The sequence below is a fragment of the uncultured Novosphingobium sp. genome, from assembly GCF_964277725.1.
GTDB classification, from domain to species: Bacteria; Pseudomonadota; Alphaproteobacteria; order Sphingomonadales; family Sphingomonadaceae; genus Novosphingobium; species Novosphingobium fluoreni.
The window spans coordinates 1-16357 of the sequence record NZ_CAXYKL010000090.1 but is presented as its reverse complement, the minus strand read 5'-3'; the positions used below and the strand labels follow the sequence as shown (position 1 = coordinate 16357).

Below are 16357 nucleotides of genomic sequence, written 5' to 3'. Positions count from 1 at the left end.
CGCGTCGCGACAAGCGCCGCCTGCAGCAGGTCTGCGGGAAGCTCTTGCAGGGGCAACTGCATGCGCCGGCTGGACTGCCGCCAGCGCGTTTGCGCCGCCAGAACCTTCAGAGCCGCACCGTTCAACGAGGGATCGTGACTGGCGACAAACGCTTGCAACAAGGGCGATATCACTGGGTCCAACGCCAGCGCTTCCTGCAGTTGCGCACAGACATGCCATTCCAGCGCCTGGCCGTGGAGGTGCGCAAGCAAGGCTGGATCATCCAGCAGGACATCGCCAAGCGCCCCTACCCTCTCTTCGACGAACGGCTCCCCCGCCACGGGGCGACCGGCGTGGCGGCTTAGCAGCTGGCGGGACAAGTCCTGGCTCGTTCCCAATATCTGGGCGATGATCGCTTCGCCGAACAGCGGACCGTGATCGCTGGCGATGAGGTGGCGCAGAATGGGCTGGATCGTATCGGCCAGCGCGTCGTCGCGAGCCAACGCTGCGCGCACGGTATCCGTGATGGAAAGCCCATTGCTGGTGCGCGCGAGGGGATCGAACATACGTGATCGATAAGCCTACGCTGGTTAAGGCCGGGTTATCCAGCGCCAACCATTACGCCGAGCGACGCGGCGGCAGCAGAACGGCGGCAATCGCCAAAGCGACGGCGGCGATCCGGATGACGATGCCCAGGTATCCCAAAGCGGCTGCGACCGCCAGCAGCAGCGCCAGCGCTGCGCGGTCACACGTCCAGGCAGCCAGGCGACCAGCCAGCAAACGCGAAGCAAGATGTACCATCAACATCAGCATCACGGGGGCGAAGATACGGTACTCCAGGGGGATCGGCACACCGTCCTCAACGGCCGTGACACCCACGACGCCGACGATCACCAACGTCACGTCCACCGCCCAGCCCAGCACGTCGGCGCGCGGGATCGCCGGGGCCAACACGCGATGGGCGTGTCGCTCGGCATTGCGCAGCAAACCCGTCGCGCGCGCCATCACCCAGCCCAGCGCAATGACCACGAACGCGGGCACCGTCAGCCCGGCAAAACCCAGCGCCAGGGCCAGAGCCATCGCCAGCATCACCCCCAGCCCTGTCATGCCGCTGGCGTTGCCGCCATGCAGCAGCGAGGATCCGAAAGAAAGTACGCCCGCGCGCGCCAGTCTATCAGACAGCGTCACGGCCGGACCACCCGCCAGCCGCAATCGCAGCCAGTCCGTTTCGATCGTCAGCGCATCCGCCTCGGAGCGGACCATGCGCCAGTTCGCCGCCGTTCGCTCCTCGGCCGGAACGTATTGCATCTGCGCGCCGGATTGCAGCGCGATACGCGTCAACGCCGATGCCGCATCGCAGTCCGCCGGCAGGTCATGCAATCGCTCCACCAGGGAGCCGGGAATACGCATCACGCCAGCGGCGGCGTGGTTGATGTCCAGCCGTTCGAACCCTTCGGCCACCGCTCCGTCATCGGGCAGCGCCAGGACGACCGGGCGGGTACCTTCCAGAAGTTCCGCTACATCACCCGGCTCGGCAAAGACGCCCTCTGTGATCACGATCAGTTCGTCGGTCGCGGTGACAAGGGCGGACAACTGCTGCGGTCCCGCGACGATATGGAAGCGCAGGCCCGCCGCCTCTACCGCGCGCTGGACGGCGTTCAGCTCTGGCGACGGCCCCCGCGCGAGGCAGATCACCCGCTGGCAATCCAAGGCAAGTGCCATGCCCAGTTGATGCTGCGCCAGCGTCGTCCCGGCGATGCGCAGGAACGCGCGGGGGTAGGCCATCGAGCCTCCCACGGGGTCCAGCATGGCAAGCAGGGCGGTGCGCAGAGTGATATCTCCATCTATCCTGACGTTCGGGAAGCCCTGTTCCCGTCCAACCGGACGATGCTGTCCTAGGCACTGATGACGAAAGTGCCAAGCGCGACGCGAAGAGGCCTTCCGGAAAACTGCTTTTGCGTACTCAAGGGGTCGCGAATGTCGCCAGGTAGCTCTTGAGCCGTCGCACCACCATCGGCTCTCCGGGAGCGGCTTCCAAGGCCTCCTCGGCCAGTTCGAGCAACGCTTCGGAGTGGAACGAGGCGGCCAACCCTTTCAACCGCATCGCCGCGATCGTCCAATTGCCATCGCAACGGGCGCGCTCCAGCAAGTCGACCTGGCGCGCGACGCTATCCACGAACGCCGTGCGCAGTTCCTCGAACAGAGCCGCATCACCGCCTGCCGCAGCCTGTAGCGTGGCTTCAAGGGCACCTGCTTCATACGCCATCCACAAGCGTGGTAAGCCCTAGGGCTAAACCGGGGTTTAACGCGACGGCCCCTTCGTGATATTTTCCGACGATGTCAGGGGAAACACGCATAATCGCCTTCGGGGCGAACGCATCCGAACAAAACGGCGCAGAAACTGCCCCGTTTCAGGACACACCGGGCATGCCTGAGAGCGAATCGGATGTGATCGACGCCTCTGCGTGGATCGAGGACGAGCCCGTCGCCGCCTCCCGATCTGACATTCTGCCGATGGCCGGGGCCGTCGGAGTGATTGTGCTGTGGACAGGTTTCTTTTTCTGGTCGCAATCGGCAGCGCTGGCCACGCTGCCGCTAAGCCAGGTGCCGGCGATGGTCATGCAGTGGGCGGTGCCGGTCCTGCTCGTCGTCGCGGTATGGCTACTGGCCATGCGCACCAGCCGACGCGAAGCCGGGCGCTTTGGCGATGCCGCCGCCCTGCTTTCGCGGGAAAGCGCCCTGCTGCAGACACGGCTGTCCAGCGTCAATGGAGAGCTTAGCCTGGCGCGCGAATTCGTTGCGGCACAGTCCCGTGACCTGGAGACGCTGGGACGGCTGGCGGTAGAGCGCCTGACGCAGAACGCCGATCGCCTCCAATCGCTCATCGTGGAAAACGGCGGGCGGCTGGAAACCATCCAGGCCGTCAGCAAGACCGCACTGGAAAACATGGATCGCCTGCGCGGCCAATTGCCGGTGATCGCCAGTTCCGCCAAGGACGTGACCAACCATATCGCCAACGCCGGGCGGACCGCGCAAAGCCAGTTGCAGGATCTGGTATCCGGGTTTGAGCGGCTCAGCGATGTCGGCGCGGCGAGCGAGGCGCAGGTTGGCGTCGTCCGCCAGTCGATGACAGCGGCCGTCGATGATTTCCGCCGCGTCTGCGACGATCTCGAAAAACTGGCGTCGCATCGCTTCGACGCCCTGGCCCAGCGCGGTGCCGAATTCCGCACCAGCCTGGAGCGGGACGAGGTGGAGATGCTGGCGGCGATCCGCACCCGCGCCGCCGCCCTGGCCCAGGAAGTGGAAGAAGCCCGCGCCTCGCTCGACCATCATGAAGCGGAAAGCCTCACGTCGTTGCGCGCCCGCCTGACCGCCCTGCGCGATGAAAGCGGCGTTGTCGGTCGCGCCTTGCAGGATAGCGAGGGCCGCGCGGTCGAAGCCTGGAACGGCCGCCTCTCCACCATCGAGGAACGCCGCGCCGAACTGGAAGCCCGCATCACCGAAGTCGAGCGCGCCAGCCTTGAATCACTGGATGAACGTGCGAACAAACTCTCGCGCAGCGGCGAGGAATTGCGCACGCAATTTGCGGCGACCGACAAGGCCGCCTTGGCCGCATTGGAAGAACGCGTCGATCGCTTGCGCGCGCGGGCGGGCGAACTGCAATCGCAGATTTCTGCCGGCGAGCAGGCGGCACTGACGCGTATCCAGTCGCAGCTTGCGGCACTGGACGGTGCGGTGGCGGAGCGACTGGCCGAACACGAACGCCACTCCGATGCCCTCGCCTGGCGTAGCGAAGCGCTGGTCGGATCGCTCAGCGATCACAGCGAACGGTTGGCGGCTATCGCGCAAAGCGGTGCCGAGGCAGAGGGTGTCATCTCCCGCAGCCTGGCGGTGTTGAGCGACCGCCTGACCGCATCGCGCACGACGCTGGCCGCGACCGAGGGCGAGGTCGAGAAGTTGACCGACGCCAGCGTGCGCCTGCTCGAACTGATCCAGGCCAGCGCCAAGCATAGCTCCGGCGTGTTGCCCGAGGCGCTCTCGGTGGCAGACGATCGCCTTTCCCGCCTGGGAGACAAAGTGTTGCAGCTGATCGACGACATCGGCGCGGGCGCTCGTCGCAGCGGCGAATTGCATACGGCGATCGACGGCACGCGCGAGGCAGTGCTCTCGGTGCAGGCCGAACTCGCCAGCGGCCAGTCCGCCCTCTCCGAACACAACGAGACGCATTACGCTGAGATCGGGGCCTTGCGCGCCGCCTTGGAAGACGTGGAACGCACCAGCGAGCGCGTTGGCCTGCGAACTCGCGAGGAACTGGGCGCAGCGGTTGAGCAATTGTCCGCTTCCGTCCGGGCTGCGCTCGCCAGCCTCGAGGAAGAGGGTGCGAGCCGCGTGCGCAAACTGGCGGACCAGCTGGGCGACGAAAGCGCGAAGGCGATCGATCGCGTCATGCGTCCGCGTGCGGCCGAGGCTGCCGGTGCGCTGGAGCAGGCCGTCGCCCATGCGTCTGGCGCTGGCCGCGAGGCGGCGCTGCAGATGCGCGAGCAACTGACCGCGATGGAAGACGCCGTGGTCGGCTTGGAAAGCCGGGTCGCCCTCGCACGGGAAATCGCGCAGGAGCAGGTCGACAACGACTTCAGCCGTAACGCCGCGCTAATCGTGGACTCGCTGAAATCAAACGCGATCGACATTGCCACGGCGCTGTCCAGCGATGTCGCTGACACCGCATGGTCGGCCTATCTGCGCGGCGACCGTGGCATCTTTGCCCGCCGGGCCGTGTCCTTGCTCGATGCCGGCGAAGTGAAAGCGATCCAGCAACTGTTCGAGCGAGACGATGCTTTCCGCGAGCATGTCAGCCGCTATATCCACGACTTCGAAGCGCTGCTGCGGCAGATCCTCTCGACCCGCGAAGGCCATGCCTTGGGCGTGACACTGCTGTCTTCGGACATGGGCAAGCTCTACGTGGCTCTGGCCCAAGGGATTGAGCGCCTGCGGAGCTAAGGCAGCGTGGCGGGCCGATTTGCCCGCCAGGCTCTGTCCCTATGACCAATCGGTAGCATCGGCGCTTACCGAAGGAATAAGCTTCAGCCTAACTACCCCTGGGGAGGACATACGCCGTAGCGCCCCTGGGTCAGTACCCCATGCTCTTGATGGGCGGGGAACCATAGAAGTTCAGGTCCTGAACATCGACCCACCCGTTCACGTAGTTCAGGTAGAACGCGAACATCATCACGGCAGACAGGATCGTGGCGCGAAAGGCGATGCGGCGGGGGCGAAAATTGACCGGCGCGCTGTCTGCGTGGCCCTTCTCCACCGTGTGCCCCTCAACCTCATCCGAAGTGCGTAGTCCGAACGGCATGACAAGAAACGCCGCCAGCACCCATAGCAAGGCATAGATGGCGATGACCGACGTCCACTGCATGGCTTGCGTTCCTTACTGATCCGAGGCGAGCATGACGATCACCTGCGGCTTCTTGCCCGTCCATCGTGAAGCTGCCCGGCGCGCTGCGAGCCGCACCGCTTCCCGTCGCTTGCCGAAGTCGGCCCGCACCTTCTGAGCGGCCGCCAGCGCATCCGCCACGTCCCCCCGCGTCTCGTTGATGAAGGCCTCGTGATCGGAATCGAGCGGCAGGCCAAGCGCGTCGACTTGAACGGCGCCTCGAGCATCCACCGCCACGGTGACGACGCCCGCAGAGGACAGTCGCCGCCGCATCACCACCGCGTCTCCATCGGCAGGCACGATCATGTCACCATCCAGCACCAGACGGCCCGCACGAACCGAGTCGATCTTGCCGGGTTTGCCCGGGGCAAGCCGCACAAGATCGCCGTTCTGCTGGAACACCGCCTTGGGCACGCCGGTCGCCAGGCCGAGCCGCGCCTGCTCGCGCATGTGGCGAATTTCGCCGTGAACCGGCACCAGGATTTCAGGGCGAATCCAGCGATACAACGTTTCCAATTCGGGCCGTCCGGGGTGTCCCGAGACGTGGATCGGGCTCTGCCGATCGGTGATCAGCACGATGCCGCGTTCCGCCAGGCGGTTCTGGATTCGACCGATCGCGATTTCGTTACCGGGGATCTGGCGGCTGGAAAACAGCACCACATCGCCCTCCTCCAGCGAAAGCGGATGATTGCCTTCCGCCACGCGGGACAACGCCGCGCGCGGCTCGCCCTGGCCGCCGGTGGCGACGATCAGCACCTTGCCGCGCGGCAGGCTCATCGCCGTGTCAAAATCGACCGGCGTGGGCAGGTCCTTCAGATAGCCGCTGGCCTGACCGGCTTCGATAATGCGATCCAGCGATCGCCCCGCCACGCACAGCTCGCGCCCGGTCGCCTTCGCCACCGCGCCCAGCGTCTGCAGCCGCGCCACGTTGGATGCAAAGGTGGTGACGAGAACCCGCTTGCCCTTATGCCGCGCAACTTCGGCCTGCAGCCCACGCAAGACCTCACCCTCGGACCCGGATGGTTCCGGATTGAAGACATTGGTGGAGTCGCAAACCAGCGCCAGCACGCCCTCGTCCCCGATCTCGGTCAGTTCCTCCGCCGTGGCAGGAGTGCCGATCTGCGGCTCTTCGTCGATCTTCCAGTCGCCGGTGTGGAACACGCGCCCGAATGGCGTGTCGATCAGCAGCGCGTTGCCCTCGGCGATCGAGTGCGCGAGCGGCACATAGCTGATCCCGAACGGCCCCAGCTCGAACTCGTCGAGATCATGCACGACGTTCAGCTCGATCTGGTCGAGGATGCCCTCCTCCTCCAGCTTGGCCGCGACCAGCCTGGCGGTGAACGGCGTGGCGTAAAGCGGCACACCCAGCTTCTTGGCGAAGTAGGGCACCGCGCCGATGTGATCCTCATGCGCGTGCGTCAGCACGATGCCGATCAGATCCTCACGGCGCTGCTCGATAAAATCCAGGTCGGCAAATACCAGGTCAACGCCCGGATATTCGTTGCCGCTGAACGTCATGCCCAGGTCGACCATCAGCCACTTGCCCTGGCACCCGTATAGGTTGACGTTCATCCCGATTTCGCCGGAGCCACCCAGCGCCAGAAACAGCAATTCCTCGCCCGGCTTGTAGGCCTTGGGGCTATTTACATCAGTCACTTGTCGGCACGCTCCGCCAATATTGCGAGACCCTCAAGGGTCAGATCGGCATCAACCGCATCAAAGATGTCGGTGGCCTCGTTAAACAGGACGGCAAGGCCGCCCGTAGCGATGATTTTGGCGGGTCGGCCGATTTCGGCGCGGATGCGGGCGATCAGCCCCTCCATCATCGCGACGTAGCCCCAAAACACGCCGATCAGCATCTGATCTTCGGTGTTGCGCCCGACGACGCTGGTGCCCTTTGGCACCTCGATCGCGATACGCGGCAGCTTCGCCGTATTGCCGACCAGCGCGTCGAGCGATAGATTGATGCCCGGCGCGATGATGCCGCCTTTGTAGGCCCCGTTAAAGTCCACCACGTCGAACGTTGTCGCCGTACCGAAATCGATGACGATCAGGTCGCCCGCGTACTTGGCGTGCGCGGCAACCGCGTTCACCGCGCGATCCGCCCCCAATGAGCGCGGCTCGTCAACGTCGATGTCGATCCCGTAGTCTGCCTCCGCCTGTCCGGCGATCAGGGGTTCGATCCCGAAATAGTTCTGCGCCAGCATTTCCAGGTTATGCAGCGCACGCGGCACGACCGTGGATATGATGATCCGATTGATCGCCTCGCGCGGAAAACCCTGGATCTTTAGAAGCTGAAGAAGCCAGACGGCGTACTGATCACCGGTCCGGCGCGGATCGGTGGCGATACGCCAGCGGCCTTTCATGGCGCGCCCGTCGAAAAGGGCGAAAACAACGTTGGTGTTGCCGGCATCGATGGCAAGCAGCATGGCGGGTGTCCTGGATCAGCGACGCGGCGCGAGAGAAACTTCGCCCGCATGTATCTGTCGTCTCGTGCCGCCGCTAAGCTCCAGTTGCAAGGCCCCATCGTTGCAAAGCCCCGCAAAGGCACCCCGCACCAGTTCACCATCCGGCCCGTGGACCTGCAACGGCGTACCAATCGGATGCGCGCGCGCCGCCCAGTCCTGACGCAATTCCTCCCACCCGCCGCTCCTCCAGGAACGCAGCGCATGCGACCAGCACGTGTCGAGGAGATCGGCAAAGGCGTCTCGGCTGACCGCAAAGCCCTTTGACGCCAGGCTGACAGTCTGACGATCGGGTAGCTTAGGAGCATTGGCCAGGTTAACGCCCACCCCCAGCACCACGGCCTCGCCAGAGCGTTCCAACAGGATGCCGGCAAGCTTTGCACCGCGCACCAGCAAGTCGTTGGGCCATTTCAAGAACGTACCCGACAATTCTGGCGCGCTGGCCTCGACGGCCGCATATGTCGCCACGCCCGCAACGAGGGACAGCGTATGCGCAGGCGGATCACCGGCCCGGAGGCGGATCACGGTCGATCCCATGAAGTTACCGGCCCCATCGTTCCACACCCGGCCCTGGCGGCCACGGCCGGCAACCTGCCGATCCGCTACCAGCCAATGCCCTTCGACAACGTCCTCACCCGCTGCAAGACGCGCTAGAAGGTCCGCATTGGTAGAGCCCGTTTCGGGTACGACCTCGATCAAGCGACGCGGCGCTCTACGCGGCGACGAACAGCGCGGACGCGGCAGCCTGGGCCAACCCATCCAGCCACTTCGTCAGCAGATATCCCAGCGGCGACATGAAGACGGCCATGATCACCAGCAGCGCACCATGGGCCCAATCGCTGCGCCCTTTGACCGCGTCCACCGGCTCGTCGAAATACATGATCTTCACGACCTTGATGTAATAGAACGCACCGATCACGGAGGCGGCAATACCGATCGCGGCCAAGGCAACGTAACCGGCCTGGACGGCAGCTTGGAAAACCACGAACTTGCCCCAGAAGCCGAAGAGTGGCGGAATACCGGCAAGGCTGAACATGATCATGGCCAGTGCCAGCGCCAATCCGGGACGCGTGCGGGAAAGGCCAGCCAGATCGGCGATGGCTTCCAAAGGCCGCCCCTCTTCATCCCGCAGCATCAGGATAGCGACGAAGCCCCCCAGCGACATGGCGACGTAGATGACGAGATAGGTCAGCATCGCCGCCGCGCCCTGCGGCGTTGCGATCGCAAGTCCGATCAGCACGAAACCGACGTTGTTGATGGAGGAATAGGCCATCAGGCGCTTGATATTGGTCTGACCGATCGCGCCGAGCGCGCCGACCACGATCGAGGCAAGCGCCGCGAACATCACGATTTGCCGCCACGCGTCGGCCTGCGACCCGAAAGCCTCCAGCGACACCCGCATCAGCAGTGCCAGGGCAGCAGCTTTCGAAGCTGTGGCGAAGAAAGTCGTAACCGGGGTTGGCGCACCTTCATACACGTCAGGCGTCCACATATGGAATGGCACGGCGGAAATCTTGAAAGCGAGGCCCGCTAGGACGAACACGATGCCGAATACCGCGCCCGTCGGGATACCCCCTTGCAACGCTGCGCTGATGCCGGCGAACGACGTCGTTCCGGTAAATCCATAGGTCAGGCTGACACCGAACAAGAGGATGCCGGAAGCAAGCGCACCCAGCACGAAGTATTTGAGGCCGGATTCCGCCGATCGGCCGTCCGTGCGCAGGAAGGCCGCCAACACGTATGATGCCAGCGAATTGAGCTCGAGCCCGATGTATAAAGTCAGCAAGTCGCTGGCAGACGCCATCATGCCCATGCCGAGCGCAGCCAGCAGGATCAGCACCGGATACTCAGCGCGCATCGATCCGGTTCGCTCAAAGAAAGCCGGTGCGATGATCAGCGCCGCGGCAGACGAGCCGTAGATCAGCAGCTTCGCGAAAGCCGCGAAAGCGTCGGCGCGGAACTGGCCGTTGAACGCCATGATGTCCGGACCCATTGCGCCGGAACAGAGCGCCGGGGCTACCAGGAACATGCAGCCGACCAGCACAGCGACGGCAGCTATAGATAAAGCGCGAGACGCCTTATCGCCGCTCCATGCTGCAAACAACAGCAAGATCAGGCTGGCGATGCTGAGCGTGGTTTCGGGCGCGATCAGGCGCAGCGAGTGAGCGAGATCCATCAGTTATGCCCTCCCTCACCATGCGCTTCTTCATGGGCGAGCGGCGCTCCCTTGCCCACGATCAGCTTGCCGTCGTAGGCGGGCTTTACACGGGCCAGGCGTGCGTCGAGCGCGGCAATATCCTGACGCATCGGCGCAATGAAGCTTTCGGGATAAACACCCATCCACAGCACGGCGAGGCCCAGCGGGATCATCATCAGGTATTCGCGCAAGGTCAAATCCGGCATGGCGGCCGCGTCGGCGTTCTTCTGCTCTCCGAAGACGACGCGGCGATAAAGATAGAGCATGTAGGCAGCGCCCAGGATGATGCCGGTGGTGCCCACCAGCGCCACCCAGGTCGAAATCTGGTAGATGCCGCCCAGGCTCAGGAACTCGCCGACGAAACCGGACGTGCCCGGCAGCCCGATCGAGCCCATCGTGAAGAGCAGAAAGAACAGTGCGTAGCGCGGCATGTTGATGGCAAGGCCGCCATAGCGGCTGATCTCACGGGTATGCAGGCGATCGTAGATCACGCCCACGCATAGGAACAACGCACCCGAAACCAGGCCATGGCTGAGCATGACCAGCATCGAGCCTTCCAGACCCTGCACGTTGAAGGCGAAAAGACCCAGCGTCACGATCGCCATGTGGGCGACCGAAGAGTAGGCGATCAGCTTTTTCATATCATGTTGGACTAGCGCGATCAGCGAGGTGACAACCACGGCGATCATCGACAGCGCGAAAACCAGCGGAGCGAACTGCGCGCTGGCGTCCGGGAACATCGGCAGAGAAAAGCGGATGAACCCGTAGCCACCCATTTTCAACAGCACACCGGCCAGGATGATCGATCCGGCCGTGGGCGCCTGAACGTGCGCGTCCGGCAACCAGGTATGCACCGGATACATCGGCATTTTCACCGCGAAGCTCGCGAAGAATGCCAGCCACAGCCACGTCTGTGCCTGCGGACTGAAGTCGTACGCCATCAGGGTCGGAATGTCGGTGGTGCCGGAGGTGTTCGCCATCCACAGCATCGCGACCAGCATCACCACCGATCCCAGCAGGGTGTAGAGAAAGAACTTGTAGCTGGCGTAGATCCGGTTGTCCCCGCCCCACACGCCAATGATCAGGTACATCGGGATGAGGCCGGCTTCGAACATGATGTAAAACAGGAACAAGTCCTGCGATGCGAACACGCCTATCATCAGCGTTTCCATCAGCAGGAACGCAGCCATGTACTCGCCGACGCGCTTGGTAACCGAAGTCCAGCTTGCGCCAATGCAAACCGGCATGAGAAACACGGACAGCACGATCAGCAACAACGCGATCCCATCGATCCCTAGCGCGTAGGAAAAGCTTGAGAAAACGGCATGCCGCTCCTGGAATTGCCACTGCGCGCCGCCGACATCGAAGTTCAGCCACAACGCAATGCCCAGCGCCAGATCGATAAGCGTGGCGGCCAGCGCGACAGTCCGCGCTGCCTGCGCCTGCAGCTTGAGGCAGGCGATGGCACCGGCCAGCGGCACCAACAGCATCAGGGAGAGGATCGGAAAGCCCCCCATTACTTATGCCCTCTCAAACAAGACACATCATTCCCCGTTCGGGTCGCGCGGCGCGTCACTTGATCACCCAGGTGATAGCGGCGACAAGACCGATCAGCATGACCAGCGCGTAGCTGTAGAGATAGCCCGACTGCACCTTCTGTGCGTAGTGCGAACCCTTGGCGACAACCCACGCCGCGCCGTTCGGCCCAAAGCGGTCGATTATGCCGACATCGCCCACTTTCCAGAAGACGCGACCCAGCCAGAGCGCGGGCACGACGAAAAGATAGTGATACAGTTCGTCGAACATCCACTTGCGATAAACGAAGGCGTAGATCGGCCCCAGCTGTTCGGCCACGGTAGCGGGGAAGCGGGTATTCTTGATATACCCGTACCACGCGGTCACCAGACCGATCGCCATTACCGTGAACGGCGCCCACTTCACCCAGGTCGGCACACCATGCATCGCGTGGATCGTGTGCTCGGCAAATGCCAGGCTGCCCTTCCAGAACTCGCCCGTACCTTCCGAAATGAAGGCATGGTGGAATACGAAGCCCGCGAAGACCGCACCGATCGACAGCAGGATCAATGGGATGAGCATGATCAGAGGGCTCTCATGCGGATGATATCCGCCGGTCCCTTCATGAGCATCCGCTCCATGAGCGTGATGGTGGTCGTGTCCAGCGTCTTCATGGGCGGGCGCATCGCTATGCTTGGCCCCGTGGCCATGACCATCGTGAGCGTCATGACCATGCGCGTCATGAATGGCGTGCTGGATATGCTCAGACGCGGCCCAGCGCGGTTTGCCGAAGAAAGTCAGGAACACCAGACGCCAGGAATAGAAGCTGGTCATCAACGCTGCGAAGATGCCCATCCAGAAAGCGTAGCTGCCGACTTGCGAATTGGCGGCGTAGGCAGCCTCGAGGATCGAGTCCTTGGAGTAGAAACCCGCAAAACCGAATACATCGGCGATACCGACCCCGGTAATAGCCAGAGTGCCTGCGGTCATCGCCCAGAAGGTGACCGGAATCTCTTTACGCAAGCCACCGTAATACCGCATGTCCTGCTCATGGTGCATGGCGTGAATCACCGAGCCTGCCCCGAGGAACAACAGCGCTTTGAAAAAGGCGTGCGTGAACAAGTGGAACATCGACGCACCGAAAGCACCGACCCCGGCCGCAAAGAACATGTAGCCAAGCTGCGAGCAGGTGGAATACGCGATGACGCGCTTGATGTCCCACTGGGTGCAACCAATCGTTGCGGCAAAGAAGCAGGTCGATGCGCCGATAAAGGTGACAAAGCCCAGCGCGGTCGGCGCCGCCTCAAACATCGGTGACAGGCGGCAGACCATGAAGACACCGGCGGTCACCATCGTCGCTGCGTGGATCAGCGCCGACACCGGGGTCGGACCTTCCATCGCGTCAGGCAACCACGTGTGTAGACCCAGCTGTGCGGACTTGCCCATCGCACCGACGAACAGCAGCAGACAAAGTACCGTCAAGGTATCGAAACGGTAGCCCAGGAAACCGATAGTCGAGCCGGCCATACCCGGCGCAGCGCTCAAGATCTCGGGGATCGAAACCGTATTGAAGACAAGGTAGGTGCCAAATATGCCAAGCATGAAGCCCAGGTCACCGACGCGGTTGACCACGAAGGCCTTGATCGCGGCGGCGCTGGCCGAAGGCTTGCGGAACCAGAACCCGATCAGCAGGTACGAGGCAAGGCCGACACCCTCCCAACCGAAGAACATCTGCACCAGGTTGTCCGCCGTCACCAGCATCAGCATGGCAAAGGTGAACAGCGAGAGGTACGCGAAGAAGCGCGGCTGATCCGGTTCCTCCTCCATGTATCCCCATGAATACAGGTGGACGAGTGCGGATACGCTGGTGATCACGACCAGCATGACTGCGGTCAGCGTATCGACCCGCAAAGCCCAGTCGAACGTCATCGTCCCCGACTGAACCCACTTGAGCACCGGCACGACCGCAGCTTCTGCGCTGCCGTTCAAGAAAGAAAGGAAGATCGGCCAAGACAGCCCACAAGCGACGAACAACGCGCCGGTCGTGATGACCTTTGCCGGAAACGCCCCGAGTTGCTTGTTACCAAGGCCTGCGACGATCGCTGCCAGAAGCGGCAGGAACACGATGATGAGGATGGAGTGCAACGTCTTAGCCCTTCATCCGGTTGGCATCGTCGACGGCAATGGTGCCACGGCTACGGAAATAGATGACGAGGATCGCGAGGCCCACCGCAGCTTCGCCCGCCGCCACCGTCAGCACGAACATGGCAAAGACCTGACCGGTCAAGTCATGCAGAAATGCGCTGAAAGCCACGAGGTTGAGGTTCACGGCCAGCAGGATCAGTTCAATCGCCATCAGGATAACGATGATGTTCTTCCGGTTGAGGAAGATACCCAGGACGCCCAGCACGAACAGAATCGAACTGACGACGACATAGTGTTCGATGCCGATCACAGCGTCATCCCCTTACCGATCTCGGGCTTCATATTGATCGTCGCGTCATCCGGGCGGCGTGCATTCTGCCGTGCAATGTTCTGACCGCGTGAGTCAGGACGCTGGCGGTGGGTTAATACGATCGCACCGATCATGGCGACCAGCAACACCAGACCCGACGCCTCGAAGAGGAACAAGTAGCGGCCATAAAGCAGCTGACCGATCGCGGCGATGTTGCTGACACCTGGCGCGGTGATTGCGGTGCCGTCCGGCGTACCCAGATGCATAGCGCCCGCCTTATACGCGCCGATGCCTAGCACGATCTCGGCCAGCAGGACCAGCGCGATCAACATACCCAGCGGAAAGTTCTTGATAAAGCCGGCGCGCAGTTCGGCAAAGTCGATGTCCAGCATCATGACGACGAACAGGAACAGAACCGCGACGGCACCGACATAGACGATCACCAGCAGCATCGCGATGAATTCGGCACCCACCAGCACCATCAGGCCAGCGGCGTTGAAGAACGCCAGGATCAGCCAAAGCACGGAATGCACCGGGTTGCGCGCGAGAATGGTGATCGCGCCGGAGGCGATCGTCAGCACCGCAAACAGGTAAAAGGCAAAAACGTGGATCATGATTGCCGCGCCCCTAGCGGTAGGGCGCGTCGGCTTCAAGGTTCGCGGCGAGTGCCCGCTCCCACTTGTCCCCGTTCGCCAGCAGCTTCGTCTTGTCGTACAGCAGTTCTTCGCGCGTCTCGACCGAATATTCGAAGTTAGGACCCTCGACGATCGCGTCGACCGGGCACGCTTCCTGGCAAAAACCGCAAAAAATGCACTTGGTCATGTCGATGTCGTAGCGCGTCGTACGCCGCGAACCGTCAGCGCGCGGCTCGGCCTCGATGGTGATCGCCTGTGCCGGGCAGACTGCCTCGCACAGCTTGCAAGCGATGCAGCGTTCCTCACCATTGGGATAACGGCGCAGCGCATGCTCGCCGCGGAAGCGGGGTGACAGCGGGTTCTTTTCGAACGGATAATTCAGGGTCGCCTTGGGCTTGAAGAAGTACTTAAGCGTCAAAGCATGTGCCTTCACGAACTCATAGAGCGTGAAGGACTTGACCAGTTGGGCGACACTCATGCGCCATACCTCGTAAACATGAGCCAGCCCGAAACCAGGACGACGAAGCCGAGCGATACCGGCAAGAAAACCTTCCAGCCCAGACGCATAAGTTGGTCGTAGCGGTACCGGGGCACCGTCGCCTTCACCCAAGAGAAGATGAAGAAGAAGAACAGGATCTTGAGCAGAAGCCAGACAAAGCCCGGGATCCAGTAAAGGAACGGTATCTCGAACGGAGGCAGCCACCCACCGAAGAACAGCGTGGCGTTTAGGGCGCACATCAGCAGCACGTTGGCGTACTCGCCCAGCCAGTAGAGTGCGAACGACATCGAGGAATATTCGGTCTGGAAGCCGGCGACGAGCTCGGACTCAGCTTCGGTGAGGTCGAACGGCGCGCGACCGGTCTCGGCCATGCCGGAGATCAGGAACATCACCCACATCGGAAACAGCAGGATGTTGAACCAGAAGCCGTTCACAAAGCCGAGGCCCGCACCCTTCTGCGCCAGCACGATGTCGTTGAGGTTGAAGCTGTTGGCCCACAACACCACGCAGATCAGGATGAAGCCGATCGAAACTTCGTAGCTGATCATCTGCGCCGAGGCGCGCATGGCGGAGAAGAAGGGGTACTTCGAGTTCGACGCCCAGCCTGCCATCACCGTGCCATAGACACCCAGCGAACTGATCGCGAGCACGTATAGCAAGCCGACATTGATGTCCGCCAGCACCGCGCCGGAGTTGAACGGAATCACCGCCCAGGCCAGCAGCGCCACCGTGAAGGTCACGATCGGCGCGATCAGGAAGATGCCCTTGTTGGCCGCCGATGGAATGATCGTTTCCTGCAGGAAAACCTTGAGGCCATCCGCGAACGATTGAAGCAGGCCGAACGGACCGACCACGTTGGGGCCGCGGCGCAAAGCCATGGCCGCCCAAATCTTGCGATCGGCATAAATGATCATCGCCACGCCAAGCATCAGCGGCAGCGCGATCAGCAGGATGCCGCAGATCGTCGCGATCGCCCATGCCCATTCGAAGGACATGCCCAGGGATTGGAAGAAAGCGGTCACTCCGCTGCCTCCGCCAGATCCTCACCGTGCAGCAATTCCGCCGAGCAGCGCTGCATCACGGCGCTCGCACGCGCGATTGGGTTGGTCATGTAGAAATCCTGGATCGGATAAGCGGCGATGGCACCGCCGGCGGAACCACCACCTGACGGCAGA

General features: G+C 62.7%; 15 protein-coding genes and 1 pseudogene. 1 reads left to right on the top strand and 15 read right to left on the bottom strand.

Features of this window, described 5'->3' with window-relative positions; genetic code table 11:
• The 3 genes and pseudogenes from ACHWRX_RS05225 to ACHWRX_RS05215 form a co-directional block, all read right to left on the bottom strand.
• A pseudogene (locus ACHWRX_RS05225) lies at nucleotides 1-545 on the bottom strand (hypothetical protein); the annotation flags it as partial.
• Nucleotides 546-597: 52 nt separating this feature from the next.
• Complete coding sequence (locus tag ACHWRX_RS05220; RefSeq protein ID WP_394658354.1) at nucleotides 598-1764, bottom strand: hypothetical protein; 1167 nt, start codon at nucleotides 1762-1764, stop codon at nucleotides 598-600.
• A gap of 178 nt (nucleotides 1765-1942) precedes the next feature.
• Nucleotides 1943-2245: an Hpt domain-containing protein gene (locus ACHWRX_RS05215; protein WP_394658353.1), complete on the bottom strand. Its 303-nt coding sequence runs from the start codon at nucleotides 2243-2245 to the stop codon at nucleotides 1943-1945.
• Nucleotides 2246-2406: 161 nt separating this feature from the next.
• On the opposite strand from ACHWRX_RS05215, the gene ACHWRX_RS05210 reads away from it, so the two are divergent.
• Nucleotides 2407-4977, top strand: coding sequence for an ATPase (locus ACHWRX_RS05210; protein ID WP_394658352.1), 2571 nt, complete (start codon nucleotides 2407-2409; stop codon nucleotides 4975-4977).
• A gap of 130 nt (nucleotides 4978-5107) precedes the next feature.
• Here ACHWRX_RS05210 and ACHWRX_RS05205 read toward each other — a convergent pair whose 3' ends face one another.
• The 12 genes from ACHWRX_RS05205 to ACHWRX_RS05150 form a co-directional block, all read right to left on the bottom strand.
• Nucleotides 5108-5398 (bottom strand): DUF1467 family protein, encoded by a 291-nt coding sequence (locus tag ACHWRX_RS05205; protein ID WP_183616412.1) that lies wholly within the window; start codon nucleotides 5396-5398, stop codon nucleotides 5108-5110.
• Nucleotides 5399-5410: 12 nt separating this feature from the next.
• Nucleotides 5411-6988, bottom strand: a complete 1578-nt coding sequence (locus ACHWRX_RS05200) for a ribonuclease J (protein ID WP_394658356.1) — start codon at nucleotides 6986-6988, stop codon at nucleotides 5411-5413.
• A gap of 80 nt (nucleotides 6989-7068) precedes the next feature.
• Nucleotides 7069-7845: a type III pantothenate kinase gene (locus ACHWRX_RS05195; RefSeq protein WP_394658351.1), complete on the bottom strand. Its 777-nt coding sequence runs from the start codon at nucleotides 7843-7845 to the stop codon at nucleotides 7069-7071.
• Nucleotides 7846-7860: 15 nt separating this feature from the next.
• Nucleotides 7861-8580 (bottom strand): biotin--[acetyl-CoA-carboxylase] ligase, encoded by a 720-nt coding sequence (locus tag ACHWRX_RS05190; RefSeq protein WP_394658350.1) that lies wholly within the window; start codon nucleotides 8578-8580, stop codon nucleotides 7861-7863.
• 13 nt (nucleotides 8581-8593) lie between these two features.
• Nucleotides 8594-10057: an NADH-quinone oxidoreductase subunit NuoN gene (gene nuoN / locus ACHWRX_RS05185; protein WP_394658349.1), complete on the bottom strand. Its 1464-nt coding sequence runs from the start codon at nucleotides 10055-10057 to the stop codon at nucleotides 8594-8596.
• Nucleotides 10057-11595 (bottom strand): NADH-quinone oxidoreductase subunit M, encoded by a 1539-nt coding sequence (locus ACHWRX_RS05180; RefSeq protein WP_394658348.1) that lies wholly within the window; start codon nucleotides 11593-11595, stop codon nucleotides 10057-10059. Before ACHWRX_RS05180 ends, nuoN begins: the two co-directional genes overlap by 1 nt.
• Nucleotides 11596-11650: 55 nt before the next feature.
• On the bottom strand, nucleotides 11651-13738 hold the full coding sequence (gene nuoL / locus ACHWRX_RS05175; RefSeq protein WP_394658347.1) for an NADH-quinone oxidoreductase subunit L: 2088 nt from the start codon (nucleotides 13736-13738) through the stop codon (nucleotides 11651-11653).
• Between the two features lie 4 nt (nucleotides 13739-13742).
• Nucleotides 13743-14048 carry an NADH-quinone oxidoreductase subunit NuoK gene (nuoK, locus tag ACHWRX_RS05170; RefSeq protein ID WP_058737862.1) on the bottom strand — a complete coding sequence of 102 codons (306 nt, stop codon included), beginning with the start codon at nucleotides 14046-14048 and terminating at the stop codon, nucleotides 13743-13745.
• Nucleotides 14045-14662 (bottom strand): NADH-quinone oxidoreductase subunit J, encoded by a 618-nt coding sequence (locus tag ACHWRX_RS05165; RefSeq protein ID WP_394658346.1) that lies wholly within the window; start codon nucleotides 14660-14662, stop codon nucleotides 14045-14047. The genes nuoK and ACHWRX_RS05165 overlap by 4 nt, the downstream gene beginning before the upstream one ends.
• 13 nt (nucleotides 14663-14675) lie before the next feature.
• Nucleotides 14676-15161: an NADH-quinone oxidoreductase subunit NuoI gene (gene nuoI / locus ACHWRX_RS05160; RefSeq protein WP_058737860.1), complete on the bottom strand. Its 486-nt coding sequence runs from the start codon at nucleotides 15159-15161 to the stop codon at nucleotides 14676-14678.
• Nucleotides 15158-16204 carry an NADH-quinone oxidoreductase subunit NuoH gene (gene nuoH, locus ACHWRX_RS05155; RefSeq protein WP_058737859.1) on the bottom strand — a complete coding sequence of 349 codons (1047 nt, stop codon included), beginning with the start codon at nucleotides 16202-16204 and terminating at the stop codon, nucleotides 15158-15160. Before nuoH ends, nuoI begins: the two co-directional genes overlap by 4 nt.
• Nucleotides 16201-16357: hypothetical protein (locus ACHWRX_RS05150; RefSeq protein WP_394658355.1), on the bottom strand; the 157-nt coding region annotated here is incomplete at its 5' end. The genes nuoH and ACHWRX_RS05150, both read right to left, overlap by 4 nt.